This is a genomic window from Sulfitobacter sp. HI0129 (genome assembly GCF_001635395.1).
Classification (GTDB): Bacteria; Pseudomonadota; Alphaproteobacteria; order Rhodobacterales; family Rhodobacteraceae; genus Sulfitobacter.
In genome coordinates, this window is sequence record NZ_LWGH01001098.1 from 1 (window position 1) to 2649 (window position 2649).

Annotated in this window: 2 protein-coding genes; both read left to right on the forward strand. The window is 63.8% G+C overall.

Features of this window, described 5'->3' with window-relative positions; genetic code table 11:
• The coding region (locus tag A3764_RS23000; protein WP_067952153.1) for an endonuclease at window positions 1–1421 on the forward strand (1421 nt) is incomplete at its 5' end.
• Window positions 1422–1429: 8 nt separating this feature from the next.
• The coding region (locus A3764_RS23005; RefSeq protein WP_161487540.1) for a type IV secretory system conjugative DNA transfer family protein at window positions 1430–2649 on the forward strand (1220 nt) is incomplete at its 3' end.

The window sequence follows — 2649 nt, forward strand, 5'->3', positions numbered from 1 at the left end:
AGGATCAAAGCTTCGAGGATCTCAGAAGCCTCTATGCGGAAAAGCTCGCGCGAGTGCAGGGCATGATCGCCGAGAAGTCTGACGCGGAACGTCCCATGCTGGAAAAGCGCCTCATCGAGATCCAGACGCAGGTCCAGCACATGCAGCCCTTGGGGCTGCGATCATCCACGCTGTCAGAGACCCCCTCGGAGGGCGGGATCTATTCCGAAGCCAATATCGACGCCAGCCAGCGCGAGCGACTGGCCGAGCCCGACCTGAGATCGCGCATTGACGCGGCACTACGGGGCACAGGGATCAGCACATCGGAAGTGGTGGCCCGGATCGAGACGGGCGCGTCAAATGCAGCGCTCGAACATCAATGGATCGCCAATGATCTCTCCAAAGTGGCCGAGGCGCGGAACCTGAACCTCGGGCGCCGCGCCGATCTGGAACAGGCGCGAGACAGTCTCAACGATGTGCATGTCGCGCTCGGCACGCTCTTGGAACGGGAAAACGTGCTGCGCCGGGATGGCGTCATGGAAGCGGAACCGATCAGCGAGCAGTTCCATTATCATGAGGGCGCGGTGCGGGCGATGGAAGGGACAATCCGTCAGGAGATGCGCGCAGAGGGCCTGACCGCGCAGCAGATCGAGGACCGGGACTGGGAGGTTGTCTCAAGGGCGGAGCGCCGGATCGAGACGGAGCAGCGCGCGTATCTCGAGGCACACCCGGATCTGCTCGCACGCCCCGGCGATGTGATCGACCGGTCTGAGCCCTACAGGGAGACCATCACCGATGTGGCCCGCGCCAGCGAGATCACCAGCGAGGTCGACCGCATCATGGAGGGACGCGACCTCCGCACGCCCGTTGCAGATGCTGTCACGGATGACTTACGAGCGCGCTATCCGGACATCCCGTCCCACCTCGCCCGCGGGCTCGGCGCGACCTATGCGGCCGTCGTCGAGATACGCGACACGGAGGTCATCAATCAGGTCCGCCGCGAAAACGAGATGCGCGACGGGCTTGGGTTTGGCACGCGCGACGCACTCCTCGCAGCCCGCGGTGAAACTGCTTCGCAGTCTGACCGTGCCGACCGCCTTGCAGACGAGATTGCGCGTGTCCTGGACCATGAGCGGGCGGGGGAGTTGTCCGCGCCCTTCGAGACCGAGGCGGAGCGGGACGCCTTCCGCGACGAGATCGCGCGGGCGCTGGATGACCGTCAACTCGAGCGGCTCACATCCGGCGATGCCGATGCGCTGGACAAGGTTCTCGAGGACCGCCTCGACCGGCTTTATGTCGCCAAGGTCTACCTGCAATCGGATGCAGCAACGGCCAACACGGAGGCCTTGCGCCAGGTGGTCGATGATCTTGCCGACACCGAATACGAAAAACACCGCACCACAGACGTGGATGGCGAGACCGAGCGGGGTCACGTCCATTGAGCGCCGCCATGGGAAAGGCGCGGATCGCGACCGGTGTCTTGTTGGTAACGCTGGTGACCGGTGCCATGGGCTATACGATCGCTTCGGCGGTGCTGACCTACCAGGATCTCGGCTTCGGCGCCGAGATCGACTTTGCCTATATCGCGCAGAACTACATGGCGATCCTCAATCGCCGCCCGGAGGACGCGCAACTTATTCACTTGATCATCGGCAGCTTCGCCGCCGCCGGGCTGATGCTGAGCCTCGCCCTCTCAGGGTCCGCCCTGACACGGTTTGGCCAGACCCATTGGCAGACCGCGCGCGAGATGAAGGCCAATGGCTTCTTCGGGGCGCCGGGCACCGGGTTCATCCTCGGCAAGCTGGGGCCGCCGGGCTCCCGCGCCAACTACATCTGCTCCAAGGTCTTCCCCCATGCGCTGATCGTGGCCCTCACGGGCCGCGGCAAGACCACGGGCTTTGTCATTCCGAACCTGCTGACCTGGCAAGGCTCCGCCGTGACGCTCGATGTGAAGGGCGAGTGTTTCGAGGCAACGGCCCGCCACCGCGCAGCCCAAGGCGACAAGGTCTATCGCTTTGCCCCCACCGATTGGGAGGGCAAGCGCACGCATCGTTACAACCCGCTCCTGCGCATCTTCGAGCTGAAAGATCCCGCGCGCCAGCAGATGGAATTGCAGCTCCTGGCGACGCTCTTCCTGCAGAGCGACAACGACCGGGTGCAGGGCCTGCTTAAAGGCGGGATCGATCTCCTCGTGGCGGCAGGGCTGCTGGCCTTCCAGCGCAAGCGCCCCACCTTGGGCGAGATTTACCGCATCGCGGCGTCGGGCGGGAACAAGCAGAAGGAGTATTTCGCGCGGGGCCACGAGGTGGACAACAGGGCCGCCAAGCTGATCTTCACCCGGCTGGCCTCGACCAACAACGATACGCTGACCTCCTATGTCTCGCTCCTGATGACCTCGGGGCTCGATCAATGGCAAAACCCGGCCATCGATGAGGCGACGGCCGTGTCGGACTTTGATTTCCGGACGATCCGCAAGAAACCCTTTTCGGTCTATCTCGTCGTCCAGCCCCTCATGGTGAAGCCGCTCGCACCCCTGATCCGGCTGTTTTTCTCCGATCTTCTCTCGGCCATGCAGGAAAAAGATCCCGGACCGGATGAGCCGTGGCCAGTGATGATCATGCTCGACGAGTTCAATCGCCTCGGCAAGATGCCCATCGTGGTCGAGAGCAT